The sequence below is a fragment of the Azospirillum sp. B4 genome (assembly GCF_000333275.1).
GTDB lineage: Bacteria > Pseudomonadota > Alphaproteobacteria > Azospirillales > Azospirillaceae > Nitrospirillum.
This window is the reverse complement of sequence record NZ_BACU01000116.1, coordinates 1-24,825: the sequence shown is the minus strand read 5'-3', so window position 1 is coordinate 24,825 and position 24,825 is coordinate 1. Positions and strand designations below refer to the sequence as shown.

The 24,825-nt window shown below is 68.0% G+C and carries 24 protein-coding genes and 1 pseudogene; 18 read left to right on the top strand and 7 right to left on the bottom strand.

Features of this window, described 5'->3' with window-relative positions; translation table 11 throughout:
• Positions 1-21: 21 nt before the first annotated feature.
• The 11 genes from I55_RS05620 (at position 22) to I55_RS05575 (ending at position 11,301) form a co-directional block, all read left to right on the top strand.
• A complete protein-coding gene (locus I55_RS05620) occupies positions 22-993 on the top strand; it encodes a glycosyltransferase family 2 protein (RefSeq protein ID WP_044559522.1) in 972 nt (323 codons plus the stop codon).
• Between the two features lie 6 nt (positions 994-999).
• Positions 1,000-1,467, top strand: a complete 468-nt coding sequence (locus tag I55_RS05615; RefSeq protein WP_083900871.1) for a GtrA family protein — start codon at positions 1,000-1,002, stop codon at positions 1,465-1,467.
• Positions 1,468-1,583: 116 nt separating this feature from the next.
• Positions 1,584-2,429, top strand: coding sequence for a diaminopimelate epimerase (gene dapF / locus I55_RS05610; RefSeq protein ID WP_044559520.1), 846 nt, complete (start codon positions 1,584-1,586; stop codon positions 2,427-2,429).
• On the top strand, positions 2,426-3,766 hold the full coding sequence (mtaB, locus tag I55_RS05605) for a tRNA (N(6)-L-threonylcarbamoyladenosine(37)-C(2))-methylthiotransferase MtaB (protein ID WP_252181027.1): 1,341 nt from the start codon (positions 2,426-2,428) through the stop codon (positions 3,764-3,766). Before dapF ends, mtaB begins: the two co-directional genes overlap by 4 nt.
• A 122-nt stretch (positions 3,767-3,888) precedes the next feature.
• On the top strand, positions 3,889-4,908 hold the full coding sequence (gene ftsY / locus I55_RS05600; protein ID WP_044559519.1) for a signal recognition particle-docking protein FtsY: 1,020 nt from the start codon (positions 3,889-3,891) through the stop codon (positions 4,906-4,908).
• A gap of 116 nt (positions 4,909-5,024) precedes the next feature.
• Positions 5,025-7,526, top strand: coding sequence for a tetratricopeptide repeat protein (locus I55_RS05595; RefSeq protein ID WP_159107118.1), 2,502 nt, complete (start codon positions 5,025-5,027; stop codon positions 7,524-7,526).
• Positions 7,527-7,579: 53 nt separating this feature from the next.
• On the top strand, positions 7,580-7,747 hold the full coding sequence (locus I55_RS36845) for a hypothetical protein (RefSeq protein WP_159107117.1): 168 nt from the start codon (positions 7,580-7,582) through the stop codon (positions 7,745-7,747).
• Positions 7,719-9,227 carry an AMP nucleosidase gene (locus I55_RS05590; protein WP_085939951.1) on the top strand — a complete coding sequence of 503 codons (1,509 nt, stop codon included), beginning with the start codon at positions 7,719-7,721 and terminating at the stop codon, positions 9,225-9,227. Before I55_RS36845 ends, I55_RS05590 begins: the two co-directional genes overlap by 29 nt.
• Positions 9,227-9,796: a septation protein A gene (locus I55_RS05585; RefSeq protein ID WP_044559517.1), complete on the top strand. Its 570-nt coding sequence runs from the start codon at positions 9,227-9,229 to the stop codon at positions 9,794-9,796. Before I55_RS05590 ends, I55_RS05585 begins: the two co-directional genes overlap by 1 nt.
• 2 nt (positions 9,797-9,798) lie before the next feature.
• Positions 9,799-10,803, top strand: coding sequence for a hypothetical protein (locus I55_RS05580; RefSeq protein WP_044559516.1), 1,005 nt, complete (start codon positions 9,799-9,801; stop codon positions 10,801-10,803).
• Positions 10,804-10,971: 168 nt separating this feature from the next.
• Entirely contained in the window at positions 10,972-11,301 is a 330-nt protein-coding gene (locus I55_RS05575) for a hypothetical protein (RefSeq protein WP_148293585.1), read from the top strand.
• Here I55_RS05575 and I55_RS05570 read toward each other — a convergent pair.
• The 5 genes and pseudogenes from I55_RS05570 to sdhC all read right to left on the bottom strand — a co-directional run bounded on the left by I55_RS05570 (position 11,285) and on the right by sdhC (position 17,489).
• Complete coding sequence (locus tag I55_RS05570) at positions 11,285-13,924, bottom strand: hypothetical protein (RefSeq protein ID WP_044559534.1); 2,640 nt, start codon at positions 13,922-13,924, stop codon at positions 11,285-11,287. The two genes, I55_RS05575 and I55_RS05570, sit on opposite strands and share 17 nt — an antisense overlap.
• Positions 13,925-14,066: 142 nt before the next feature.
• Complete coding sequence (locus tag I55_RS05565; RefSeq protein WP_044559514.1) at positions 14,067-14,849, bottom strand: succinate dehydrogenase iron-sulfur subunit; 783 nt, start codon at positions 14,847-14,849, stop codon at positions 14,067-14,069.
• 26 nt (positions 14,850-14,875) lie between these two features.
• Positions 14,876-16,662: pseudogene (sdhA, locus tag I55_RS05560) on the bottom strand (succinate dehydrogenase flavoprotein subunit).
• 12 nt (positions 16,663-16,674) lie between these two features.
• Positions 16,675-17,073: a succinate dehydrogenase, hydrophobic membrane anchor protein gene (gene sdhD, locus I55_RS05555; RefSeq protein WP_044559513.1), complete on the bottom strand. Its 399-nt coding sequence runs from the start codon at positions 17,071-17,073 to the stop codon at positions 16,675-16,677.
• Between the two features lie 17 nt (positions 17,074-17,090).
• Entirely contained in the window at positions 17,091-17,489 is a 399-nt protein-coding gene (gene sdhC, locus I55_RS05550; RefSeq protein WP_085939950.1) for a succinate dehydrogenase, cytochrome b556 subunit, read from the bottom strand.
• A gap of 358 nt (positions 17,490-17,847) precedes the next feature.
• Here sdhC and I55_RS05545 point away from each other — a divergent pair, with 358 nt between their 5' ends.
• From I55_RS05545 to I55_RS05535, 3 genes are read left to right on the top strand one after another with little or no spacing between them, the layout of a single operon-like run.
• Positions 17,848-18,612: a GNAT family N-acetyltransferase gene (locus I55_RS05545; protein ID WP_159107116.1), complete on the top strand. Its 765-nt coding sequence runs from the start codon at positions 17,848-17,850 to the stop codon at positions 18,610-18,612.
• A gap of 53 nt (positions 18,613-18,665) precedes the next feature.
• Complete coding sequence (locus I55_RS05540; RefSeq protein ID WP_044559512.1) at positions 18,666-19,694, top strand: hypothetical protein; 1,029 nt, start codon at positions 18,666-18,668, stop codon at positions 19,692-19,694.
• A gap of 12 nt (positions 19,695-19,706) precedes the next feature.
• On the top strand, positions 19,707-20,735 hold the full coding sequence (locus I55_RS05535; protein ID WP_148293584.1) for a hypothetical protein: 1,029 nt from the start codon (positions 19,707-19,709) through the stop codon (positions 20,733-20,735).
• 12 nt (positions 20,736-20,747) lie between these two features.
• On the opposite strand, the gene I55_RS05530 is transcribed toward I55_RS05535, so the two are convergent.
• Entirely contained in the window at positions 20,748-21,638 is an 891-nt protein-coding gene (locus tag I55_RS05530; protein WP_044559510.1) for a CoA ester lyase, read from the bottom strand.
• Positions 21,639-21,827: 189 nt separating this feature from the next.
• On the opposite strand from I55_RS05530, the gene I55_RS35330 reads away from it, so the two are divergent.
• Positions 21,828-22,373, top strand: coding sequence for a hypothetical protein (locus I55_RS35330; RefSeq protein ID WP_044559509.1), 546 nt, complete (start codon positions 21,828-21,830; stop codon positions 22,371-22,373).
• 78 nt (positions 22,374-22,451) lie between these two features.
• Here the strand turns inward: I55_RS35330 and I55_RS05520 are convergent, their stop codons facing one another.
• Positions 22,452-23,468, bottom strand: a complete 1,017-nt coding sequence (locus I55_RS05520) for an aspartate-semialdehyde dehydrogenase (protein ID WP_044559508.1) — start codon at positions 23,466-23,468, stop codon at positions 22,452-22,454.
• A gap of 173 nt (positions 23,469-23,641) precedes the next feature.
• On the opposite strand from I55_RS05520, the gene I55_RS05515 reads away from it, so the two are divergent.
• The 3 genes from I55_RS05515 to I55_RS05505 form a co-directional block, all read left to right on the top strand.
• Positions 23,642-23,983: a DUF962 domain-containing protein gene (locus I55_RS05515; RefSeq protein WP_044559507.1), complete on the top strand. Its 342-nt coding sequence runs from the start codon at positions 23,642-23,644 to the stop codon at positions 23,981-23,983.
• 41 nt (positions 23,984-24,024) lie between these two features.
• Complete coding sequence (locus tag I55_RS05510) at positions 24,025-24,285, top strand: hypothetical protein (protein ID WP_044559506.1); 261 nt, start codon at positions 24,025-24,027, stop codon at positions 24,283-24,285.
• A gap of 125 nt (positions 24,286-24,410) precedes the next feature.
• The coding region (locus I55_RS05505; protein WP_044559505.1) for a pentapeptide repeat-containing protein at positions 24,411-24,825 on the top strand (415 nt) is incomplete at its 3' end.

Here is a 24,825-nt window from a genome sequence, read left to right as displayed (position 1 = left end):
CTATTTTAAGGATTTCGCGCGATGGTCGATACCACCGCCCTTCATGCCGCCGGTAAGCCCACCGTGGCCGTGCTGGTGCCCTGTTATAATGAGGAGGCCGCCATCGCCAAGGTGGTGGCCGATTTCAAGGCGGCCCTGCCGGACGCCACGGTCTATGTCTACGACAACAACTCCAAGGATCGCACGGTGGAGGTAGCGCGCGCCGCCGGGGCCGTGGTGCGGACCGAGCCGTTGCAGGGCAAGGGCAATGTGGTGCGCCGCATGTTCGCCGATATCGAGGCGGACGTGTACGTGATGGTGGACGGTGACGACACCTATCATGCCGCCAGCGCCCCGGCCTTGATTGACCGGCTGGTGACCGAGCAGCTTGACATGGTGAATGGTGCCCGCGTGACGGAGATCGAGGCGGCCTACCGCCCCGGCCACCGCTTCGGCAATATGCTGCTGACCGGCCTGGTGACCTTCATTTTCGGCAAGCGCACCAACGACATGCTGTCGGGCTACCGCGTCTTTTCGCGCCGCTTCGTGAAGTCCTTTCCGGCGCTGGCCGGCGGCTTCGAGACGGAGACGGAGCTGACGGTGCACGCGCTGGAATTGCGCATGCCCATCGCGGAGGTGGAGACCCCCTACAAGGACCGGCCACCCGGGTCGGTCAGCAAGCTGTCCACCTACAAGGACGGCATGCGCATTCTGTGGATGATCACCAAGCTGGTGAAGGAGGAACGGCCGATGCTGTTCTTCGGCGTGGCCGCCCTTCTGCTGGCGCTGCTATCGGTCATCCTGGGCATTCCGATTTTTGTGACGTATGTGGAGACGGGGCTGGTACCCCGCTTGCCCACGGCGGTGCTGGCCACCAGCCTGATGACCCTTGCCTTCCTGTCGCTGACCTGCGGCCTGATCCTGGACACGGTGACCCGTGGCCGGCGTGAAATGAAGCGCCTGCGCTATCTGGAGATCCCGGCGCCGGATTTCGCGCCGCTGGGCCGGGGCTGAGGGACGGTGGCGGAGCTGCCTGAAAGCGACCCCTCTGAAGCAGCCCCCAAGCGGGTGAGGGCGGAGGTCGTATCCTTCGCCCTCATCGGCGTGGGGGGGCTGTTCGTGGACTTGGCCGCGCTGTGGGTGGCCATGCACCCCCTGGGATTGGACAAGCACAGCGCCGGCTTCTTCTCCTATTTCATGGCGGCCACCTTCACCTGGTGGATGAACCGCGAATTCACCTTCAAGGGTGTCAACCGCCGCCGCGCGTTGCATCAATGGGCCAAGTTCCTGGCGGCCAACGCCGTCGGCGGCGTGGTCAACCTGGCCACGTACAACCTTATCGTCTGGCTGGATGCCCCGGCTTTCGCCATTGCCATCCTGCCGTGGTTGCCCGCCCTGTGGCCCTATGGCGCCAAGGGCGCCGGTTCGCTGGCCGGCATGGGCTTCAACTTCGTTCTGTCGAAGATGCTGGTGTTCGGGAAGAAATAGCCAAGCGGCGGCCCCGGCGGGGGGCGCCGGCGCTGGAGGGACGACAAACCGACAGGCCGGCCCTGCCGGCCACGGCCATGGACAGGGGGCGGATCGTCGCCATATAACCGGGCATCATGGCGCGCCGGTTTCTCAAGATGCACGGGCTTGGCAACGACTTCGTCGTTCTGGACGCCCGCACCACCCCCCTGTCCCTGACGGGCGCCCAGGCGCGCGTCCTGGCTGACCGGCGCTTTGGCGTCGGCTGCGACCAGATCATCATCCTGGAACCGCCCCAATCGGCGGATGCCGATGTCTTCATGCGCATCCTGAACCCGGACGGCAGCGAATCCGGCGCCTGCGGCAATGCCACGCGCTGTGTCGCCTCGCTGATGGCTGCAGAGGGCACCGGGCGTGACCGTCTGACCGTGGAAACCATCAGTGGCCTGCTGCCCGCCATCCGCCATGCCGATGGCACGGTGACGGTGGACATGGGACCCGCCCGCATGGACTGGCGACAAATTCCACTGGCCGAGCCCGCCGACACCCTGACGCTGGACGTGGCCGCCGGCCCCCTGTCCAGCCCCTGCGCCGTCAACATGGGCAACCCCCACGCCGTGTTCTTCGTGGACGATGCGGAGGCTGTGGACCTTCCCCACTGGGGCCCGCAGCTGGAACACCACACCGCCTTCCCGGAGCGCGCCAACATCGAGGTCGCGACCGTGGTGGCCCCCGGCCGGGTGCGCATGCGGGTGTGGGAACGCGGCGCCGGCATCACGCTGGCCTGCGGTTCCGGGGCCTGTGCCACCCTGGTGGCGGCCGCCCGGCGCGGCCTGACCGGCCGCAAGGCCGATATCGTCATGGACGGCGGCACGTTGACCATCGAATGGCGGGCGGATGGCCATGTGCTGATGACCGGGCCGGTGGCCACGGCCTTCAGCGGGACGCTGGACGACGCGCTGCTGGCGGGCGCCGGGCAATGAGCGCTGAACACGCCGCTGAACACGCCCGTGACGGGCATGATCACGAGCATCGCCAGGAAGGCTCCGGCCCGGAGGTCTCCGGCGAGGCCGGCGGCCCGCAGGTGATCACCTTCGGCTGCCGCCTGAACACCTACGAGTCCGAGGTGATGCGCGACCACGCGCGCGCCGCCGGCTTGGGCCCGGTGCTGATCTTCAACACCTGCGCTGTGACGTCGGAAGCCGAGCGCCAGGCCCGCCAGGCCATCCGCAAGGCCCGGCGGGAGAATCCGGACACCCGCATCGTCGTCACCGGCTGCGCCGCCCAGGTGAACCCCGGCACCTTCGCCGCCATGCCGGAGGTGGACCAGGTCCTGGGCAACGATCTGAAACTGAAGGCCGACAGCTGGACCAGTTTCGGCGCCGGCCAGGCGGAGCGGGTGATCGTCAACGACATCATGTCGGTGCGCGAGACCGCCAGCCACCTGATCCAGGGCATGGAGGGGCGCGCCCGCGCCTTCGTCCAGGTCCAGAACGGCTGCGACCACCGTTGCACCTTCTGCATCATCCCCTACGGCCGGGGCAATTCCCGTTCCGTCCCCATGGGCGAGGTGGTGACCCAGGTGCGCACGCTGGTGGAGCAGGGCTACCGCGAGGTGGTGCTGACCGGCGTGGATGTCACCAGCTATGGTCCCGATCTGCCGGGCACGCCCACCCTGGGCCAGATGATCCGCCGCCTGCTGGCCCTGGTGCCGGAACTGCCGCGCCTGCGCCTGTCCTCGCTGGACCCGGTGGAGATCGACGACGACCTCTGGCGCCTGATCGCGGAGGAACCGCGCCTGATGCCCCATCTGCACGTCAGCCTGCAGGCCGGCGACGACATGGTGCTGAAGCGCATGAAGCGCCGGCACAGCCGCGCCGACGCCGTCGAATTTTGCCGGCGTGCCCGGGACCTGCGGCCCGACATGGTGTTCGGCGCCGATCTCATCGCCGGCTTCCCCACGGAAACGGACGAGATGTTCCAGAACACCCTGGATGCCGTGGCGGATTGCGACCTGACCTGGCTGCACGTCTTCCCCTACAGCCCGCGCCCCGGCACGCCGGCGGCCCGCATGCCGCAGGTGGACAAGGCGGTGCGCAAGGAGCGGGCGGCCCAGCTGCGCGCGGCGGGGGAGGCGGCGGTGCGCCGGCACCTGGCCGGACAGCAAGGGCGCACCGTCACGGTGCTGGTGGAAAAGGACCGCGTGGGCCGCACGGAACAATTCGCCGAGGTGCGGCTGGATCGCGATTTCGCGCCGGGCACGCTCGTGGACGCCCGCATTGCCGGGCTGGATGGCGACATGCTGATGGGTTGCTGCTGATGTTCGATTGGATCAAGCGTAAGAAGCCCGCCGCCGAAACCCCGGTCGCCCCACCCACGCCTGAAACTCCAGTCGCTGTCGAGCCTGTTGGGCAACCGAAGCAACCGCCGGCACCGCCTGAAATGGCCGAGGAGCCCGTGGAGCCGTCCGTCGCGGCGCCCAAATCCGCCCTGATCCTGGACGCCGCCCCGGCAGCGCCGGAGGAAGAGGCGCCCCAGGGCGGTTGGCTGTCGCGCCTGCGCCGGGGGCTCTCCAAGTCCACCTCTCGCCTGACTGACGGCATCGGCGGCATCTTCACCAAGCGCAAGCTGGATGACGAGACGCTGGAGGAGCTGGAGGAGCTGCTGATCCAGGCGGACCTGGGCCCGGCCATGGCGGCGCGCGTTACCGGCGACCTGGCCAAGAGCCGATTCGGCAAGGAGATTTCGCCCGATGAGGTGAAGCGCTTCCTGGCCGACGAGATCGCCAAGGTGCTGGTTCCCGTGGCCCAGCCCCTGGTGCTGGACGGCAACCACAAGCCCCATGTCGTGCTGGTGGTGGGCGTCAACGGCACGGGCAAGACCACCACCATCGGCAAGTACGCGCGGGAATTGCGCGCCGCCGGCAAGACGGTGTGGCTGGCCGCTGGCGACACCTTCCGCGCCGCCGCCGTCAGCCAGCTGCAGATCTGGGGGGAGCGCACCGGCGCGCCCGTCGTGGCCAAGGAGACGGGCGCCGACGCCGCCGGCCTGGCCTATGAGGCGCTGGAAAAGGCGCGCGCCGCCGGCGCCGACGTGCTGCTGATCGACACCGCCGGCCGCCTGCAGAACAAGCAGGGACTGATGGATGAGCTGCGCAAGATCGTCCGCGTCATCAAGAAGGTGGACCCGACCGCCCCGCACACCACGCTGCTGACGCTGGACGCGACCACCGGCCAGAACGCCCATTCGCAGGTGGAGGTGTTCAAGGAGATGGTGTCGGTCAACGGTCTTATCCTGACCAAGCTGGACGGTTCCGCGCGGGGCGGCGTGCTGGTCTCGCTGGCGCAGAAGTTCGGCCTGCCGGTCCACGCCATCGGAGTGGGTGAGGGGATCGACGACCTGCGCCCGTTCGATGCCGCCGCCTTCGCCGCGTCGTTGGTAGGGCTGGAAGACGGCCGCTGACCCGCCGTGATTTGCCCGCCGTGATTTGCCCGCCGTGATTTGCCCGCCGTGATTTGCCAGGGGGGATTTGTCCCCTATAGTCGCCTGGTGATACCGACGCGTGGAAGGTGGCCCCGGTGACGACTGCCCCGGTGACGACTCTGGCCGACATCCTCCAGCAGGCTGTGGCGCTGCATCAGGCGGGGCGCCTGGACGAGGCGGCCCCCCTGTATGGCCAAGTGCTGGCGGCGGTGCCGAAGCAGCCTGACGCCAGCCGCCTGTTGGGCGTGCTGCACCTTCAGGCCGGCCGCCCGGCGGAGGCCATTGGGCCATTACGCGACGTGCTGGACGCCAACCCCGCCCATGCGGAGGTACTGAACAACCTGCGGGTCGCCTATACCGCGCTGGGCCGGGCGGATGAGGCCGTTGCCCTGCTGCGCGCCCTGTCGGTGCGCCATCCCCAGGCGGCGGCGCCGGCCATGACGCTGGCGACCATCCTGTGGCAGGCCGGAAGGCCGGATGAGGCGGTGCCCGCCTTCCGCCAGGTCGTGGCCCTGGCCCCCGATTATCTTGACGCCTGGATGGGATTGGCCCGCTGCCTGGACGCCGCCGGCCTGGCCGAGGAGGCGGACGCGGCCTATGGCCGGGCCATCGCCCTGGCCCCCTCGCGGCCCGACCTGCTGGCCGCCCGGGGCGGGCTGCGGCAGCGGCAAGGCCAGGGGGAGGGCGCCGTCGCCGACCTGGCCGCCGCCATCGCGCTGGACGGCGGCGTGGCGCTGTATCACTTCAACCTGGGGTGCGCCTTCCAAGGCCTGGGCCGGCTGGATGAGGCGGTGGCGGCCTACGGGCGGGCGCTGGCCTTGGAACCGGGGCTGGGCGACGCCGAGTTGAACCTGGCCAACACGCTGATGGACAACCACGACGCCCCCGGCGCGATCACACGCTATGTCAGCCTGCTGGACAAGGCGCCGGGCCATGCGGAGGCGCGCCGTGGCCTGTTGACCGCGCTGCTCTATTGCCCGGGCATTCCGCCGGACGCGGCGCGGGTGCTGGAGTCGATCATCGCCGCCGAGCCCGACAACGTCCAGGTGGCGTCCGATTATGGTGCGCTGGCGCTGAGCAAGGGGGACAGCCAGAAGGCCTTCAAGTACCTGACCGCCGCCGTGGCCGCCGATCCGGATTATGAGCCGGCCCTCAGCCTGATGGGTGTGCTGCTGGACCGGCTGGGCCGTTCCGACGAGGCCGCCCCCTTCCACCAGCGGGCCCTGGAACGGAACGACCAGGAGCCGGGCATCCTGAACAACATGGGCCTGCACCAACTGGCCGCCGGCCGGGGGCTGGAGGCCATATCCTTCTACCGGCGCGCCCTGGCGCTGTCGCCCAGCGCCGCCGGCCACAGCAATCTGATCTTCGCCCTGGATTTCGACGCGACCATTGACGTCGCCACGGCCCAGGCCGAGCGGCGGCGCTGGCATGACCTGTACGGCCCCCCGGGGGGGCCAAAGGGGCCGGCCGCCGCCGCGTGGCCGAACCCGCCGGATCCGGACCGTCCCCTGACCGTCGGCTATGTGTCGGCCGATTTCCGCGCCCATTCGGCAGCCACCTGCTTCGGGCCGGTGGTGCGCGGGCATGACCGGGCGGCGTTCCGGGTGATCTGCTATTCAAACTATACCGCCGAGGATGCGGTGACCGCGCGGTTCCGCCAGGCGGTGGACGATTGGCGCGTCGTCGCCGGCCTGCCGGACAGCGTCCTGGACGGGCAGATCCGGGCGGATGGCGTCGACATCCTGGTCGACCTGTCCGGCCACACGCTGGGCAACCGGCTGCCGCTGTTCGCGGCCCGGTCGGCGCCGGTACAGGTTTCGGCCTGGGGGCATGTCACAGGCACCGGCATTTCCGCCATGGACGCCCTGCTGGCCGACCCGGTGGTGATTCCACCGGAGGAAAGGGTGCACTTCGCCGAGCGGGTGATCGATCTGCCCTGCTTCCTCTGCTTCGAACCGCCGCCCGACTGTCCCCCCGTGGTCCCCGGGCCGGCCGCCACCGGTGCCCCCCTGACCTTCGGTTGTTTCAACCGCTTGTCCAAGGTGTCGGACTCCAGCCTGGATCTGTGGGCCCTGGGCCTGCGCGCCCGGCCGCGGACACGGCTGCTGATCAAGGATCCGTCACTGGACGGTACCGGCGTGCGCGCGGATCTGCAGGCCCGGCTGGCGCGGCGCGGTGTCGCGCCTGAACGGGTCGAGTTCATGGGCAGCAGCTCACGAGCGGAGCACCTGGCGGCATACGGCCGCATGGATGTGGCCTTGGATCCGGTCCCCTACTCCGGCGGCATCACCTCCTGCGAGGCGCTATGGATGGGGGTGCCGGTTCTGGCCCTGCCCACCGGCCTGACCTCCGGCGCGCGCAGCACCGGCGCCATCCTGCGGGCCGCCGGCTTGACGGATTTCATCACCCACACGCCGGAGGCCTTCGCCGGCCGCATGGTGGGCCTGGCGGACGACCCGGCGGCCCTGGTGGCGGGGCGCATGGCCTTCCGCGACCGCATGGCCCGCACGCCGGTCTTCGACACCGCCGCGTACACCCGCGCCGTGGAGGCGGTCTACCGGGGCCTGTGGCGCGATTGGTGCGCCCGCCGGTGAAGCCCGAAACCGTCATCAGGGTGCGCTTGACACCCCCGGGCGATTGGCGGACTATGAAGAACAAGCCGCATGCGGGGGACACCCCGATGCGGCTTTTCTATTTTTTAAAAGACTTTGCCGACATGGGGCGCCCGTCGGCGGCAATCCGGCCGCAGGACTGGGGAACGCCCGAGAATAAAAGGAGTTATTCGATTGAACGCACCGGTTTCCCTGCAGGCTGACAAGGTCGTCACCTTCACCGACGCGGATGCCGCCTTCGTCCACGTGCAGGCGCTGTATGATGAGGCCGTCGGGCATTTGCGGGCCTGTTTCCAGGACTACGCCAAGGGCGTGGAATTCACCGGCCGGGTGCGGCGCTTCTATCCCTTCGTGCAGGTGACGGTGGACCATGAGCCCCGGGTGGACAGCCGCCTGGCCTACGGGTTCGTCTCCGGTGCCGGCACCTACCGCACCACGCTGACGCGGCCCGATCTTTACGCCCACTACTACCGCCACCAGTTCCAGCAACTGCTGCGCAACCACACCACCAGCATCGAGGTGGGGGTGAGCGACATGCCGGTTCCCATCCAGTTCGCCTTCCCCGAGGGCATGCATGTGGAAGGCGACCTGTCGCCGGAGCGCCTGTACAAGCTGCGCGAGGTTTTCGACCTGCCCGACCTGGCGGTGATGGACGACAGCATCGTCAATGGCACCTATGAATGCCCAGCGGGCTCGCCGGAGCCCCTGGCCCTGTTCACCGGCCCCCGGGTTGACTACAGCCTGCACCGGCTGAAGCACTATTCCGCCACCTCGCCGGACCACTTCCAGAACTACGTGCTGTTCACCAACTACCAGTTCTATATCGACGAATTCGTGCGCCGGGGCCTGGAGACCATGGAGCCCTCGGACGACCCCGAGGTGCAGGCCTACCGCTCGCAGTACGTGGCGTTCGTCGAGCCCGGCGACCACATCACCTACAACCAGACGGTGGAACCCGGCCGCGCCAGCGAGGGCGAGCGGGTGAAGCGCCTGCCGCAGATGCCTGCCTATCATCTGAAGCGGGCGGACGGCAACGGCATCACCATCGTCAACATCGGCGTGGGCCCCAGCAACGCCAAGACCATCACCGACCATATCGCCGTGTTGCGCCCGCACGTCTGGCTGATGCTGGGCCATTGCGCCGGCCTGCGCGAGACGCAGCGCCTGGGCGACTATGTCCTGGCCCACGGTTATGTGCGCGAGGACAAGGTGCTGGACGCCGACCTGCCCACCTGGATCCCCGTGCCCCCCCTGGCCGAGGTGCAGGTGGCCCTGGAAAAGGCGGTGGGCCAGGTCACCGGCCTGGAGGGCTGGGAACTGAAAAGCCTGATGCGCACCGGCACGGTCGCCACCATCGACAACCGCAATTGGGAACTGCGCGACTATCGCGAGCCGGTGCAGCGCTTCAGCCAAAGCCGCGCCATCGCGCTGGACATGGAATCGGCCACCATCGCCGCCAACGGCTTCCGCTTCCGCGTGCCCTACGGCACCTTGCTGTGCGTGTCCGACAAGCCGCTGCATGGCGAGCTGAAGCTGCCCGGCATGGCCAACCACTTCTACCGCGCCCGCGTGGACCAGCACCTGGCCATCGGTCTGCTGGCCATGGAACTGATGCGGGAGAATGGCCTGGAACGCCTGCATAGCCGCAAGCTGCGCAGCTTCGTGGAAGCGGCGTTCCAATAATGGCTCAGCTGATCCGTCTGCTGCTGGAATGGGGACCGCTGGTCGTCTTCTTCGTGGCCAATGCCAAGGGTGGGATCATGGTCGCCACCGCCGCCTTCATGGTGGCGGCGGTGGTGGCCCTGCCCATCTATCGCAAGCTGGATGGCAAGTGGCCGGTCATGCCGCTGGTCACCTGCGGTTTCGTCCTGGTGTTTGGCGGCCTGACCCTTTGGCTGAACGATGAGACGTTCATCAAGGTGAAGGCCACCATCATCTATCTGCTGTTCGCCGTGGCGCTGGCCGTGGGCATGGCGCTGCGCCGCAACCTGCTGGCCCATGTGTTGGTGGGGGTGGAGATGGACCACGGCGGCTGGCGGCGCCTGACCGTGCGCTGGACCGGTTTCTTCCTGCTGCTGGCCGCCGCCAACGAGGTGGCGTGGCGCTTCCTCACCACCGACCAGTGGGTGGGCTACAAGTCCTTCGTCGTCATCCCGTTGTTCGTCCTGTTCAGCATGGCCCAGGTGCCGTTGATCCTGAAGCATCAGGCGCCGGAAACCGCTGACCCGGAAGCTCCGGGCGGCGGGGCGTGAGGATGGGCGGGCGCGCCGGCCTGGCGGTGGCGCTGATGCTGGGCCTGGCCGCCTGCGCCAGCAACAACGCCCAGGAGCACGGCACCGCCCTGCACCACCTGGGTGGCCCCGCCGACGGCGTGAGGCTGCCCCCATCCGAATCCACGCCACCACCCGGGGCCGAACCATCTCCGTCGCTGGGCGCGGCCGATGGGGCGGGCCCGTCCCCGGCCACCGCCCGTCGCCGGCCGCCGGCCCACGCGGCGGCGGCCCAACCCCTGCCCGCCACCGCCGCCGGACCGTTCGCGCCGCCGCCGGATGACGACATCCATGAGGTGCTGGTCACGCCGCTGGACGTCAGCGGCTATTGGAAGATCACCGCGCGCTCCACCTTCGGCCTCAGCGATTCCGCCTTCTACAAGCGCTACGACAACGACACCCACATCTGCCGGTTCGAGCAGCGGCGCACCCGCCTGCTGGCCTACTGCCCCTTGCTGGACTCGGTGGGGGAGGGCGAGCTTGACGACCGCCATCTCAGCCTGTCATGGAACCTGGCGGGCGGTATCGCCTTCCACGTCGATGCCGAGGTCGAGGGTACTGTGGGTGAGCCCACCCTGACCTTCACCGGCCAGGCCGCCGGGCGGCTGGTGGGCTTCCTGCCCGTGACCGCCGAGGTGCCGGCGCGCGGTGTGCGCTTCCTGCCGCCGGCCGACGCCGCCCCGCCCAGCCTGGCCCCCCTGCGCCAGGCACTGGCCGACTGGGACAGCGGCCAGCTGACCGCCGCCATCTATACCCCCAACCTTCTGCCGCGCCTGGCCAAGCTGCTGGCCCGCCCCGGCCGCGCGGCTGGGCGGGGGGCGTTGCAGGAGGTGCGCTACATCGGCAGCATCGAGCGGGCCTTGAACAAAAAGGACGCGGCCGACGCCCGCGTCAGTCACGACGTCTATGAGGCGCGCTACGCCGCCGGCACCTGGCTGTGCGTCGTGCACGTGGGTGATGATGGCAAGATCAGTGACTTCGCCTGCTGATGGGCAGTTTGGCTGGCGTGTTACGGGCCTGCCTTTCCTGTTGCCGTCCGGTAAATTCGGGTAACCCCCTGGTTTCCCGGCCTTGTCCTCGCTCCCCTCCCTTGTAGAGAAGGGGTACGGGGCGCCTCATGGGCCGCCTCACGACCGCCAGAAGGGGAGAATGGGGCGATGCGTAACCGTGCGATCATGGGGGCGGTCCTTGGCTGCCTGGGGCTCAGTGGCTGTGTCATCAACGCCGATGACAGTGGCCCCCACCACTACGACCTGCCGCGCACCTCGACCACCGTCTGCCGGCGGGAAGTCGACCATGTCTATGATGACTATTACAAGATCGCCTTCGACCTGCCGTCCCTGGTGACGGAGGGTGACGGTCGCCAGATCGTCACCCAGCCGTTCACACTCATGCCCCGCCGGGATGTCACCAGCGCCGCTGGCCGCCACGTCATGCGTTGCGTCGTGAAGGATACGGCCCTGATTTCCGTCAGTGAGGATCGCTGAGGCCGGACCCATGAGGCCGGCCTGTCATTATCCCCACCAGGGTCAATGCCAGGCCGACCGCGAAGGCGACATGGCCCCAGCCCATGTGCGGCGGAACGAAGCTGAAGGAGACGGTGGACCGACCGGCGGGCAATGGCACCGCCTGGAACAGCGGGCCATCGGCCGCCACCTCCAGGTTCCGGCCGTTGACGGTGGCGCTCCAGCCCGGCATGGACAATTCCAGCCGGCGCAGCAGCGATGGGATCGCGCAATCCGCCACCACCGTGTCGCGTGACTGGGGAGCCAGCTGGCAATCGGAGGCCGAGAAATAGGGCGCCGGCGCGGGCAGCTCATATATGGCCATGGTGCGGTCGGCGTAGACCCTCGGTGGCAGCGTCGGCTCACTGAAATCCAGGGCGAGCTTCGGGGTTCGCCCCGCCACCGCCGCGCCGTTCAGGGTCATGTCCAGGGCGCCGTCGGGGGACGCAGGCCAAACCCAAATCGCCATGCGCCCGGTGCCACCCTCCCGGCGAAGGGTGACGGTCAGGGGGCCGTCCGTGACAGCCAGCGGCCGCGTCAGATCCGTTTCCACGTAATGATTGTCCGCCGCCTGCGTCAGGTCGGCGACCGCATCGGCGCAGGAGACGCCGCTGCAAACTGTGCTCCGCAGCAATCCATCGCTGTGGTCGCCATAGGTGGCGATGAACAGGCTGACACCCTGCAGCGACCCGGTGCGCCCGGCGGTGGCGGTCCGCAGGACGACCTCGTCGCCACTCCTGAGCGGTAGCGGCGTCGCGGTTCCAGCCGGGTCTGGTCCCGGTAGCGGCTGGCCGAACGGGCTGATGCCGCCGGGGGCCAGGACGTAGCGGACGCCCACCTTTTCGTACTCCGGCAGGTTCGCCAGAAGGGATTGGAGCGCGGAGGGACCGGCATCCGACAGGCGCCGCGTGCCCGTGAACAGGATATCCACGGTGTTGGGATCCAGGTGGCGCCGCACATGCTCCACCCAGGCCCGGGGCAGGGGCAGGTCATTATGGTTGATCCCAGCCAGGCCGAAATAGGCCCCATAGTTGGGCGGAAGCGGCCCCAGGGTGTAGAAGCGCTGCAGCCCGATATGGTCGCGCAGGAACTGGATGCCCCGCAGGTCCACGGAACCAGACCGTGGCAGGCCCACGGTCGGTACCGCGAATAGCGCCACCGCCTCCACCACCGCCGCCAGGGCCACCGCCTGGCTTCGGTGCGCACCAGGCAGGGGCCTGACGGCGACCAGCGCAAGCAACAGGGCGACGACACCGCCGAGGAGAAGGGAAGGGACGCTCCATGGCAAGGGCGGCAGCCCGTGGAAGGCGCGGGCGGCCAGCACCAGGCCCGCCACCGTCAGGGTCAGGGCCACGCCGACGCCGCCCAACAGATCCGGCGCCCGCTGGCCCTCAGCCGTTCCGCGCCCCAGGTCGTGGCAGGCCAGCCCTGCCAGAATCGCCAACGCGAATTCAAAGGATGGCGGCAGATAACGATAGAACGCCGCCATTCCCACGCCGGGAATGGCCGTGACCAGGCTGGACACCACAGGCAGGCCATAGACCGTGGCCACGGTGACGCAAACCCAAGCCGCCAGCGTCCGTCGCAGGATGCGCAGATCCGGCCCCACGGCGCCGGCGGACGCGAGGGCCACCAGTCCCAAGGGGGCGTAACCGCCGACATCGCCCCAGAACGCTGGGGTCCCCGGCGTTTCGCCTTGGCCCAGGGGACCGGAAAGATAAGGCAACGTCAGGTTTGCCAGCCGCTCGGGCGCCAGATGCAGGCCGACGAAGCCCGCCCCGGCGTGACCGCCGGTATGGGCATGGGGCAGATAATCCAGGAAGGCGATCAGAAGGGGGGTGGCCAACAGCAGGCCGGCGGCGACACCCATGCTTGTCCGGATCAGAAAGACGATCTGCCGGCGCCCGTCCAACCCGGGAAGGCGGGCCAATGTCCAGGCCACCGCCAGCAGCCCGTCGAGGTAAGCCGTCTCCGGAAAGCCGCCATAAAGCGACAGCGCCAAGCCCGCCGCTATCCAGCCCGTGCCCCGGTTCTGGTGGGCCCGGATGTCCTCCACCCCCAATAGCATCATGGGCAAGTAGGGGATGGGATTGACCACGGCGTTGCCCAGCCAGGCGAAGGTGCCGTTGAATTGGAACAGCAGGCCGCCGACCGTGGCCGACAAGGGCGCGATACCCAGGCGGCGCAGCAGCAGAACGGTGAACAGACCGGCCAGGATCTGCAGGGTAAGATGCTGGTACAGCTGCCCGTTGGGCAGTGCCAGCCACAGGGTCAGCGGCGACAGCGCGGCGGACTGCATTTCTCCGGCCAAGGGGCCGCCAACCCCTTCGAAAGGGTTCCACCACGGAACATGGCCGGAGAGCCAATCCAAGGCAGCCCGGTGGCCCAGGGTCTGGCTGGTATAGGCGATATTGGGGTCCAGGGACGGAAGGCCACGGCGGATGATGCCGACACCCAGGCCGCTTTCGGTGAATAGTGGGCTGGCCAGCAGCAGCCCCAGCACCTGGGGCAGCTTCACCATCAAGGGGGCCAGCAGGGTCGTGAGGAGGGCGGCGCGATAAGAGGCGGAGACGGCGGGCGTGGGAAGGTGGGCGGCCAGGGACATGCGTGGGAGCTTCGCGGACAATCGGGCGATTGTCGCATTCACGCCTTCAGCTTCATCCGGCTGTCGTCGCGTTCCCGTCGCGCCAACAAAAAAGCCGCGGCAGGGGACCGCCGCGGCTTTTCCGTTCAATGGGCCGTTCGCGTCAGGCGGCGCGGGCGACCATCAGCTTCTTGATCTCGGCGATGGCCTTCGCCGGGTTCAGGCCCTTGGGGCAGGTCTGGGTGCAGTTCATGATGGTGTGGCAGCGGTACAGCCGGAAGGGGTCTTCCAGGTTGTCCAGGCGCTCACCCGTCATCTCGTCCCGGCTGTCGGCGATCCAGCGGTAGGCCTGCAGCAGGATGGCGGGACCTAAGTACTTGTCGCCGTTCCACCAATAGCTGGGGCAGCTGGTGGAGCAGCAGAAGCAAAGGATGCACTCATAGAGGCCGTCCAGCTTCTCACGCTCCTCCGGGCTCTGCAGCCGCTCGCGCGACGGGGCCGGGCTCTGGCTCTGCAGCCACGGCTTGATGGAGGTGTACTGGGCATAGATCGTGTTCAGGTCCGGCACCAGATCCTTCACCACCGGCATGTGCGGCAGCGGGTAGATCTTGACGTCGCCCTTCACGTCGTCGATGGCCTTCAGGCAGGCCAGCGTGTTGCGCCCGTCGATGTTCATGGCGCAAGAGCCGCAGATGCCCTCGCGGCACGACCGGCGGAAGGTCAGCGTGCTGTCGACGTCGTTCTTGATGTGGATCAGGGCGTCCAGCACCATGGGGCCGCACTTGTCGAGATCGATCTCGTAGCGGTCCTCGGTGGGGTTGGCGCCCTTGTCCGGGTCGTAGCGGTAAATGCGGAAGGTCTTGGCCCGCTTGGTCGCGGACGTCTTCACCGACGTCGTCTTGCCGGGAAGCACCTTGGAATTCGCGGGAAGGGAGAACTCGGCCATGGCATCAGGTCCGTTCGGCTAAGGCGTCAGTAGACGCGCTTCTTGGGCGGGATGACGTCGATGTCACCGGTCAGGGTGTACATGTGGACGGGACGGTCACCGAGGGTGACGGCGCCCTTCTCATCCACCCAGGACGTGGTGTGCTTCATCCACTCGTGGTCGTCGCGCTCGGGGAAGTCCTCGCGGGCGTGGGCGCCGCGGCTTTCCTTGCGGTTGGCCGCCGAATTGATGGTGACCACGGCCTGGCGCATCAGGTTGTCCAGCTCCAGGGCTTCCACCAGGTCGGAGTTCCAGATCAGCGAGCGGTCGCTGACGGCGATGTCGTCGCGCTTGGCCCACACGCCCTTCATCAGCTCCACGCCTTCCTCCAGCACCTCGCCGGTGCGGAAGACGGCGCAGTTGTTCTGCATGATCTTCTGCATTTCCAGGCGCAGGTGGGCGACGCGGGTGCCGCCCTTGGCGTTGCGCACCTTGTCCAGGTGGGCCAGCGCCTTGTCGGTCACGTCCTGCGACAGCGTCTTGTGCGCGGCACCCTTCTTCACCGTCTCCGCCGCCCGGTTGGCGGCGGCGCGGCCGAACACCACCAGGTCCAGCAGCGAGTTGGAGCCCAGGCGGTTGGCGCCATGCACCGACACGCAAGCCGCCTCGCCGATGGCCATCAGGCCCGGGACCACCTGGTCCGGGTTCTCGGCCGTCGGGTTGATCACCTCACCGTGATAGTTGGTGGGGATGCCGCCCATGTTGTAGTGCACGGTGGGCAGCACCGGGATGGGCTCACGCGTCACGTCCACGTTGGCGAAGACCTTGGCGGTCTCGGCGATGCCGGGCAGGCGCTCGTGGATGATGGCCGGGTCCAGGTGCTCCAGGTGCAGGTGGATGTGGTCCTTGTGCTCACCCACGCCGCGGCCCTCGCGGATTTCCACGGTCATGGAGCGGCTGACCACGTCGCGGCTGGCCAGGTCCTTGGCCGACGGGGCGTAGCGCTCCATGAAGCGCTCACCCTCGCTGTTGGTCAGGTAGCCGCCTTCGCCGCGCACGCCCTCGGTGATCAGGCAGCCGGAGCCGTAGATCCCCGTGGGGTGGAACTGCACGAATTCCATGTCCTGCAGGGGCAGGCCGGCGCGCAGCACCATGCCGCCGCCGTCGCCGGTGGAGGTGTGGGCGGAGGTGCAGCTGAAGTAGGCGCGGCCGTAGCCGCCGGTGGCCAGCACCGTCTGGTGGCCGCGGAAGCGGTGGATGGTGCCGTCATCCAGGTTCCAGGCCAGGACGCCCTTGCACTCGCCGTCTTCCATCAGCAGGTCCAGCGCGAAGTATTCCACGAAGAACTCGGCCTCGTGCTTCAGGCTCTGCTGATACAGGGTGTGCAGGATGGCGTGGCCGGTGCGGTCGGCGGCGGCGCAGGTGCGGCGGGCCTGACCCTCGCCGTAGCGCGTGGTCATGCCGCCAAAGGCGCGCTGGTAGATCTTGCCTTCCGGGGTGCGGGAGAAGGGCACGCCATAGTGTTCCAGCTCGATGATGGCCGGGACGGCCTCACGCACCATGTACTCGATGGCGTCCTGGTCGCCCAGCCAGTCCGACCCCTTCACGGTGTCGTACATGTGGTAGCGCCAGTCGTCCTCGCCCATGTTGCCCAATGCGGCGGAGATGCCGCCCTGGGCCGCCCCGGTGTGGCTGCGGTGGGGAACACCTTGGTGATGCAGGCGGTCTTCAGGCCCTTTTCGGCCATGCCGAAGGTCGCGCGCAAGCCGGCGCCGCCGGCGCCAACGACGACGACGTCGTACTGATGGTCGATGATGGGGTAGGCGTTAGCCATGACAGTCCTTCCTCACGCCCCGAAGGCGATCTTGAGCACGGCGAAGACGCTCGCGGCGGCCAGCAGGATGGCGGCGCCGTTGGTCAGGGCGATGGCGGCCAGGCGCGCCAGCTTGCCGTGGATGTAATCCTCATAGACTTCCCGCATGCCGAAAGCGGCGTGGTGGAAGGTGGCGATCAGCGTGATCAGCAGCAGCACCGCGTTCACCGGCTGGTGCAGCCAGGCGATGGCGTCGGCATGCTCCGCCTTGGCCAGGCGGACGATGGAGATCAGGAACCAGACGGTCAGCGGGATCAGCAGCGCCGCGACCATGCGATAGGCCAGCCAGTGGGCGCCGCCACTCTTGGCGGAGCCAAGACCGCGCACGCGGCCCAGGCGCGTGCGGAAGCCGTTGTCGGACGTAGAAGCCATTTGAATGCGCGCTCCCGTCAGAGGGCGAAGGCGGCGATCCAGACGATCGCCGTGAGAACGAAGGACGCGCCGAACACCAAGGCGGAGTTGCGCTGCGCGCTCGCGGTGTTTACGCCGACGCCGGCATCCCAGATCAGGTGCTGGATGCCCTTCAGCAGGTGGTAGCCGAAGGCCCAGGTCCAGCCCAGCAAGGCCAGCAGGCCGATGGGGCTGCCCAGCACGCGCTGAGCCGTGTCGAAATCGTCCGGGCCGCTGGCGGCGGCGACCAGCCACCACGTCAGCACCAGGGTGCCCACGGTCAGGGCAATGCCGGTGATGCGGTGCGTGATCGACGACACGGCGGGCAGGGGTAGGCGATAGACCTGGAGGTGGGGCGACAGCGGCCGTGCCTTTTTGGCCACGCTGGTCTCGCTCATGATTCGCGCGTCCTCGTCCTTTTGGATTATCAGGTGCCGGTGCCGCGTCGGCCATGTGGCGCCCGCGACATGCGGGTCGGGACGCCGGCCAAATTGCTGCACCGCCGGGGGCGGATAGGATGTGAAGTCAATTACGCCCCTGCCCCCGCCCCGTCAACGCCCTGCCTGGGGCCGACTTTTGCGAATACAAGGGGGGGCGCGCATGGGTGCGTGAGGTTTTCGGCATGGCTGCGGAAATATCCTTATTCGCGACATCTTCATCCCATGCCGATGGATTGCCGGCGGCCAGGACGCTGCGTACAGTCGGGACATGATGCGGTCCGATCAAATCAAATTTTCCGGCTTGCCGGACAACGACTTGTGCCCTCTGCTGGAAGACCTGTGCCTCACGGCCTGGCCGGCGCTGAAGACCATCCACGATGATGGCTGGCTGCTGCGCTTCGCCCAAGGCCACACGGGCCGTTCCAACTCCGTCACCTGTCTTGCGGCCGGGACCCTGCCGGTGGCGCGAAAGGTGGACAGGGTTGAGGCCGCTTATGTCCGCGAAGGCCTGCCCCCGCGTTTTCGCATCACCCCGCTGGCGCCAGCCGAACTGACGGCGGAGCTGGACCGTCGCGGCTACCGGCGGCAGGAGGAGAACCTGGTGCAGGCCGCTGTCATTCCCCCTGGCCTGATTCCTCCCGGCGTGGCGCCGGTGGCCGATGGCTTGCGCTGGCGGGTGGAGACGGCCCCCGCCGAAGACCTGCTTGAAGGCTATGCCCAGGCCCTGCCCCTGCCGGTAGGCGAGCGGGGATCCATGCGCCAACTCCTGTCCGCCATCGCGGTTCCCACCCTTTACGTCAGCGCCTGGGACGGCGACCGCTATGCCGCCAGCGCCTTGGGCGTCGTCGACCGCGGCTGGCTCGGCATCTATAAGGTGCTGGTGGCCCGGGGGCAGCGCGGCCGGGGCCTGGCGCATCGCCTGCTGACGCGCCTGTTGGCGGCGGGGGCGGAGGCGGGCGCCACCCATGCCTATCTCCAGGTGGGGGGCGCCAACCACGCGGCCCTGGCGACCTACGCCCGGGCGGGGTTCCAAACTGCTTATCGCTACCAGTACCGCCAGGCTCTGCAGTTGCATGATTGATAAGATCGACCCCCACAAGTAGATTGCCCATGCGGCAACCTGCGGGGTGGGGTATGGGGGCGAAAAGGGGCGTCGGCGCCAGCCTGGTCTTGGTTCTGCTGTGCACGGGCATGGCCTGGGCCAAAGAACCGACCGCGGAGTCGATCATCAAGACCGTTCAGACCCAGCTTTACAGGGATGATCCGGAGGGGCGTGGCGGACTGGTGGAAGTCAGCGATGGCTACAAGTTCGTCCAATGCCGGCATCTGCCGCGCCAGACCGTCATCACCTGCGAGGCGGCGGGGACGCGGGGCCAGCCCTGGATGCGCCATGTCCTGACCAAGGAACGCCGTGCCGCCTTGAAGGAGCTGGGCTTCACCGCCGACCGGCAAACGGGAAATTTCATCCGACGCTGGGATCCGCCGCCTGAACCCAAGCTGCTGATAGGCTTCATGATCCAAGCCCTGGAGGTCGGGTACGGCAAGAGTGGCCAGGACCCCATGGTGCGACATGGATGGTTTCCAGCCGCCGATTGTCCGGTGCGGGTTGCTGCCGGCAATCCTTATGGCGGGGCGGTGGTGCCGTTGGGCATCACGGTCAGGTACACGGCGGAGGGCTGCCACCTTGAAGGGCGGGATGATGATGGCGATGACGATTCCCTGCCACCCCGGCCGCCCAGGCCGGACGACGCGACGGATCTCCTGTCCCAGCAATACAAGACCATCGCCGAGGCGGTGGACTGGGTGGCCGGTGGCACGGGGCCAGAGCATCACATCGCCATCTTTTCCTGGGGCGACTTCTACATCCAGTGCATGAAGGCGGAAGATCCGTCGATGCAGTGCGAGGTGGTGTCCGGCGACATCATGCCCCGGCTGAAGCCGGTGTTGAACGCCGCCGCCGGCCGCCGGCTGGAGAAGCTTGGGTTCCTGGAGCCCGGCTATTCCTTGAACTACGCCCAGAACTTTCCGCTCCGGCGGGACGCCCGGGACAAGGACACCAAGGCCATCGCCGACACGTTGGCGCAGGCGGCGCAGCAGGGCTTCGGCACCTACGTGTTCCTGCCGTTGGAGGTGGAACGCCATACCTCCAAGCCTGCCAAATAAGGGAGTCTGCGAATGAAGGCGGTCAGGATCATTGTTGCGGGTATGGCGATGGCGTGTTCGACCGTCGCCGGGGTCCACGCGAAAGACGGGCCCCAGGAGGAATTGGCCAAGGCGGTCGCTGTCCTGGCGCATGCCGACAAGATGGATGGGCGCGGCGTCGCGGTGGAGGCACACGACGGCGATCAGTTCGTGCAATGCCGGCGGGCACCCCAGGAGACGGTCATCACCTGTGAGGCGGCGGGACCCCGGGGACAACCCTGGATGCGGCACCCCCTGACCAAGAAGCGGCGGGCGAACCTGAAGGATCTGGGCTACGTCTCCGACCGGAAGACCGGCAATTTCGTCGCGCGTCTGACCCCGTCGGAGTGGCCGAATGACAAGCTGGCTGGTTTCATGGTCGCCACACTGGTCGGGGGGTATGACGTGGGACTGGGGGATATCGAGACCGCGACCGGATCTTACCCGGCGGTGGCCTGCCCGCCGCGAAATCCCGCCGGCCGCGACTATGGCGGGGAGATCGCGTTCAACGACCGTTCCCAGAAAGATCTGAAGGAAGGTTGCGAAGTCGAGGGCATGGATGACGAAGACGAATCGCAGCTTCCCGCGCCGTTGAAGTCTATCCCCATGGATACCGATAAGGCGGAAGCCCTGGTCAAGCAAAACATCAAGGAGATCGGTGACGCCTTCACCTGGCTGATGGGGGTAAGCGGGGCCTGGTCGCCGGGTCGTCACCTTCAATTGGGGCGATTTCATATCCAATGCAGCAAGACGGCTGAGCCCGTGATCCCGTGCGAGATCGAGTCCGCGGAGGCCAATCCCGCCCTGCGCCGCGTGATCACGGCGGCGGTGGGCCGCAAGTTAAGCAAAATGGGGTTCCGGGAACCGGGATATTCCAAGAATTATGTCGGGTGGTTCAGGTTGAACGACGGCAAGCCGGAGAACTGGGCCTGGTCGACGATGCAGGCGGCGCTGACGGCTTTCGGTGGCCATGCCATCCAGCCGATGACTGTGGAACGCCGGACCCCGAAAGGGGAAACCTGAGCGCGCGCCGCGTCAGCCGCCGGTCGCCTCCGTCCCCATGGTTTCCGCCCCAATCGCTTCTGCCAGGGCCACCAGGCGATGGGCCTCGGCCACGTGCAAGGCCTCCACCAGACGGCCATCCACCAGCACCACGGCCTTGCCCTCCGCCATGGCCTGGGTGTGGGCGGCGATGATGCGGCGGGCGCGGTCCAGGGACGCCGCGTCCGGCGCGAAGGTGCTGTTGGCGGTGTCCAACTGCTTGGGATGAATCAGGGTCTTGCCGTCGAAGCCCAGTTCCACCCCCTGGCGGCAGCTGGCTTCCAGCCCGGCATCGTCATTCAGGTCCAGATGCACGCCGTCCAGGATGGCCAGGCCATGGGCGCGGGCGGCCAGCAGGCACAGGCCCAGCGCCGTGATCATGGGCAGCCGCAGGGGCGTATGGTGGGCGTGCAGTTCCTTGGCCAGGTCCGAGGTGCCCAGCACCATGCCGGCCAGGCGGGGGGAGGCGGCGGCGATCTCCTTGGCGTTCAGCATGCCCAGCGCCGTCTCCATCATGACCCACAGGGCAAGGTCCTGCGGCGCGCCGGCGGCGGTCAGCAGGCGCTCGGCCTGGCGCACGGCCTCCGCCGACTCCACCTTGGGGATCAGCACGCCGTGGGCGCCGGCGGTAGCGGCGGCGATGAGGTCGGCATGGCCCCAGGGCGTGTCCAGGCCGTTGGTGCGGATCAGCAGTTCCCGCCGGCCGAAGCCACCAGCGGCCACGGCGGCGCGCACCTGGTCGCGCGCCAGGTCCTTCGCGTCCGGCGCCACCGCGTCCTCCAGATCCAGGATCAACACGTCTGCGGCCAGGCCCCTGGCCTTGTCCAGCGCGCGGGCGTTGGAACCGGGCATGTACAGGGCGGAGCGGCGGGGGCGGGCGGACATGGGGCGGCTTCCAGGGCTTAGGCTTGTCGAGGGGTGCAGAATAGCCATGTGCTGTGACGGGCGCGACGGCGGATGTCCGCTGGGCCGTGATAGTGTCTTCAGCGTGTCTCTGCCGCGTGTGATGCGGCTTGCCCAGCGGCGGTCCTTGGGGCTACCCCTAGGGCGGTTGCCATAAGGAGCGTTTTCCCCATGCCGTCGCGTTCCAGCCGTTCCTTCATTTCCCGGGCCATCCCCGTGGGCCGCAGCGGCGCGCTGGCGGCCCTGCTGTGCCTGGCCGCCGGTGGCGCGTGGGCCCAGGCGGCGCCGACGTCCCCCCAGGGAACGCCCCAGGGCGGCGCGCCGGGGGCCGGCGAATCCGTGACCGCCAACCAGCCGCTGCTGCGCGATCCGCGCTTGGTGGGTAACGCCAAGGCGCCGCCGCGCGACGTGGAATGCGTGGTGGGGGCGGGCAGCCCCTGCGCCGGCCGCATGGATTTCAACGAGGGCCGCAGCTTCGGCTTCAAGATCGTGGGGCCGGGCGAGGCGCTGTTCCACAACACCGGCAACCGGCGCTGCACCCTGGAATACATCCTGACCGACAGCACGGTGGCCACGGCTGGCCGCACCATGGACCTGGCGGCCGGCGCATCCACCACGCTGAAGGTGCGCGACGCCCAGGGCATGCACATCCGCCTGTCGGCGCGCGGCATGGCCTCGCCGGTTTGCGAATTGGAAGTGGTGGCCAAGCAGTCCTGAACGCGGCCGCTGCCTCAAAAGCAAAACGCCGGCCCTTGAAGAAGGCCGGCGTTTTCGCTTTTTCGCGGAGCCAAGCACCTACTTCTTCAGGTGGTCCTTCACCAGGCGCTCGGCGATCTGCACCGCGTTCAGGGCGGCACCCTTGCGCAGGTTGTCGGACACCACCCACAGGTTCAGGCCGTTCTCCACCGTGTAATCCTCGCGCAGGCGGCTGACGAACACCAGGTCGTCGCCGGCGGCCTCCACCGGGGTGACGTAACCCTCGTCGGCCTGGTGGTCGATCAGGGAGACGCCCTTGGCCCGGCGCAGGGCGGCCCGGGCCTCATCGGCGCTGATGGGGTTCTCGAACTCCACGTTGATCGCCTCGGAATGGGCGATGAACACGGGCACGCGCACGCAGGTGGCCGTCACCTTGATGGACGGGTCCAGGATCTTCTTGGTCTCCACCGTCATCTTCCACTCTTCCTTGGTGGTGCCGTCTTCCATGAAGACGTCGATGTGGGGGATGACGTTGAAGGCGATCTGCTTGGTGAACTGCTTCTTCTCGATGGGGTCGTTCACATAGATGGCGCGGGTCTGGGTGAACAGCTCATCCATCGCCTCCTTGCCGGCGCCCGACACCGACTGGTAGGTCGAGACGACGACGCGGCGGATGCGGGCCAGATCGTGCAGGGGCTTCAGCGCCACCACCATCTGGATGGTGGAGCAGTTGGGGTTGGCGATGATGCCCTTCTTCTTGTAGCCGGCGATGGCCTCGGGGTTCACCTCCGGCACCACCAGGGGCACGTCCGGATCCATGCGGAAATGGCTGGTGTTGTCGATGACCACGGCGCCGGCGGCGGCTGCCTTGGGCGCGAACTGGGCGGAGACCTTGGCGCCGGCGGACGACAGCACGATGTCGGTGCCGGTGAAGTTGAACTTGGCCAGGTCCTGGACGCGCAGGTCGTCGTCGCCGAAGCTGATCTCCGACCCGATGGATCGCTCCGAGGCCAGCGCCACCACCTCGCTGACCGGGAATTCCCGCTCCGCCAGGATCTGCAGCATCTCGCGCCCGACATTGCCCGTGGCGCCCACGACGGCGACTTTATAGCCCATGGTCCATGCTCCTCATATCTCTGGCGGGGACCAGAGGGCGGGCCGCTTGCGGGGGCGGGGGCCGCTCTGGTCTAATCCGGCGGAGACTTAAGGCGCGCAAGCGGGCTTTGCAAGCGCGCAGGCGGCAGTGCCGCCCCGCGAACGGGACGGCGCCGGACGGGAGGGGACGGACCATGGCGGCAGGTGGACAGCGCATCGCGACATATGGCGCGTTCTGGCCCTTCTATCTGGGTGAGCACGCCAAGCCGGCCACGCGGGCCTGGCACTTCGTCGGCACCGGCCTGGTGCTGGCGGTGTTGGCCGCCGGGGTGGTGACGGGTGACTGGCGCCTCTTCGCCATCTCCCCGGTTTGCGGCTATTTCTTCGCCTGGGTCAGCCATTTCTTTGTGGAGCACAACCGGCCGGCCACCTTCACCTATCCGCTGTGGTCGCTGATCAGCGACTTCCGCATGTTCTTCCTGTTCGTGGGGGGGCGCCTGGGCGCCGAACTGCGCCGCTATAACATCGGCGGCTGACGCCGCCCAATTCCCGACCTGGACCTTGAGGATACGCCGCCTTGCCCCTGATCGTCGACACCATCGCCCAAGCGATCAAGCGCTCGGACAAGACCTTCTTTAATGAAAACTATACGAAGCAGGCACATGCCGTGGTGGACGGCCTGCGCAAGGCGGGGTTCGAGATCGTTCCCGTCAGGCCGCCGGAAGGACTGGTGGAGTACGCGGTGGAGAACATTCCCTTTGGTCGCTTGCGCCCGTCAGAGTTGATCCGCGCCCTGTATGGCACAATGATTGAGAATTGCCGCAAGTTCATGTCTTAGAAAGGATGTTTTCTTGCCGTGAACTGCCGGTGAATCCGCTTCTAAAACCTCCAGCGGGGGTGCAACAATGGAACCAGCCCACCTACCCATCGGGGCGGTGGTGGTAAGTCGGATGGCTAGGCTGGATGCATCCTGAACGGCAGTACCAGGACGGGTTTGAATGGCGGCGGGCCACCCCCGCTGAGGTCGTCGAGGCGGCGCGCAAGCACGAACGGCTGATCGAGGGGCGTATCGGCGGCGCCCGGTTCGCCTTCGTCCTGCATGACCTGCGCGGCGCCGTTCTTTCCACCCTGAACCTGACCGACGCCGACCTGACGGGCAGCCGCCTGGACCAGGCCCAACTGGTGGGTACCCGTCTGCGCAACGCCTCCCTCTTCGCCTGTGATTTCCGCCTGGCCTGCCTGCGCCAAGCCGACCTGTCCAAGTCCGACCTGCGCGGCGTCAGCATGCGCGGCGCCGACCTGACCAAGGCGCGCATGCGCGAGGCCGACGTGCGCGAGGCGGTGCTGGCCGTCTACCGTGGCGGCAAGCCTCTGCCGA

Coding starts and splice junctions, on each gene's coding strand:
- sdhD (WP_044559513.1), bottom strand. CDS start 17,073: ATGGCTTCTACGTCCGACAACGGCTTCCGCACGCGCCTGGGCCGCGTG.
- I55_RS05515 (WP_044559507.1), top strand. CDS start 23,642: ATGGCGGCAGGTGGACAGCGCATCGCGACATATGGCGCGTTCTGGCCC.
- I55_RS05585 (WP_044559517.1), top strand. CDS start 9,227: ATGGCTCAGCTGATCCGTCTGCTGCTGGAATGGGGACCGCTGGTCGTC.
- I55_RS05620 (WP_044559522.1), top strand. CDS start 22: ATGGTCGATACCACCGCCCTTCATGCCGCCGGTAAGCCCACCGTGGCC.
- I55_RS05580 (WP_044559516.1), top strand. CDS start 9,799: ATGGGCGGGCGCGCCGGCCTGGCGGTGGCGCTGATGCTGGGCCTGGCC.
- I55_RS35330 (WP_044559509.1), top strand. CDS start 21,828: ATGCCGTCGCGTTCCAGCCGTTCCTTCATTTCCCGGGCCATCCCCGTG.
- I55_RS05570 (WP_044559534.1), bottom strand. CDS start 13,924: ATGTCCCTGGCCGCCCACCTTCCCACGCCCGCCGTCTCCGCCTCTTAT.
- I55_RS05540 (WP_044559512.1), top strand. CDS start 18,666: ATGGGGGCGAAAAGGGGCGTCGGCGCCAGCCTGGTCTTGGTTCTGCTG.
- mtaB (WP_252181027.1), top strand. CDS start 2,426: ATGAGCGCTGAACACGCCGCTGAACACGCCCGTGACGGGCATGATCAC.
- sdhC (WP_085939950.1), bottom strand. CDS start 17,489: ATGAGCGAGACCAGCGTGGCCAAAAAGGCACGGCCGCTGTCGCCCCAC.
- I55_RS05520 (WP_044559508.1), bottom strand. CDS start 23,468: ATGGGCTATAAAGTCGCCGTCGTGGGCGCCACGGGCAATGTCGGGCGC.
- I55_RS05565 (WP_044559514.1), bottom strand. CDS start 14,849: ATGGCCGAGTTCTCCCTTCCCGCGAATTCCAAGGTGCTTCCCGGCAAG.
- ftsY (WP_044559519.1), top strand. CDS start 3,889: ATGGCCGAGGAGCCCGTGGAGCCGTCCGTCGCGGCGCCCAAATCCGCC.
- I55_RS05530 (WP_044559510.1), bottom strand. CDS start 21,638: ATGTCCGCCCGCCCCCGCCGCTCCGCCCTGTACATGCCCGGTTCCAAC.
- I55_RS36845 (WP_159107117.1), top strand. CDS start 7,580: ATGAAGAACAAGCCGCATGCGGGGGACACCCCGATGCGGCTTTTCTAT.
- I55_RS05575 (WP_148293585.1), top strand. CDS start 10,972: ATGCGTAACCGTGCGATCATGGGGGCGGTCCTTGGCTGCCTGGGGCTC.
- dapF (WP_044559520.1), top strand. CDS start 1,584: ATGGCGCGCCGGTTTCTCAAGATGCACGGGCTTGGCAACGACTTCGTC.
- I55_RS05535 (WP_148293584.1), top strand. CDS start 19,707: ATGAAGGCGGTCAGGATCATTGTTGCGGGTATGGCGATGGCGTGTTCG.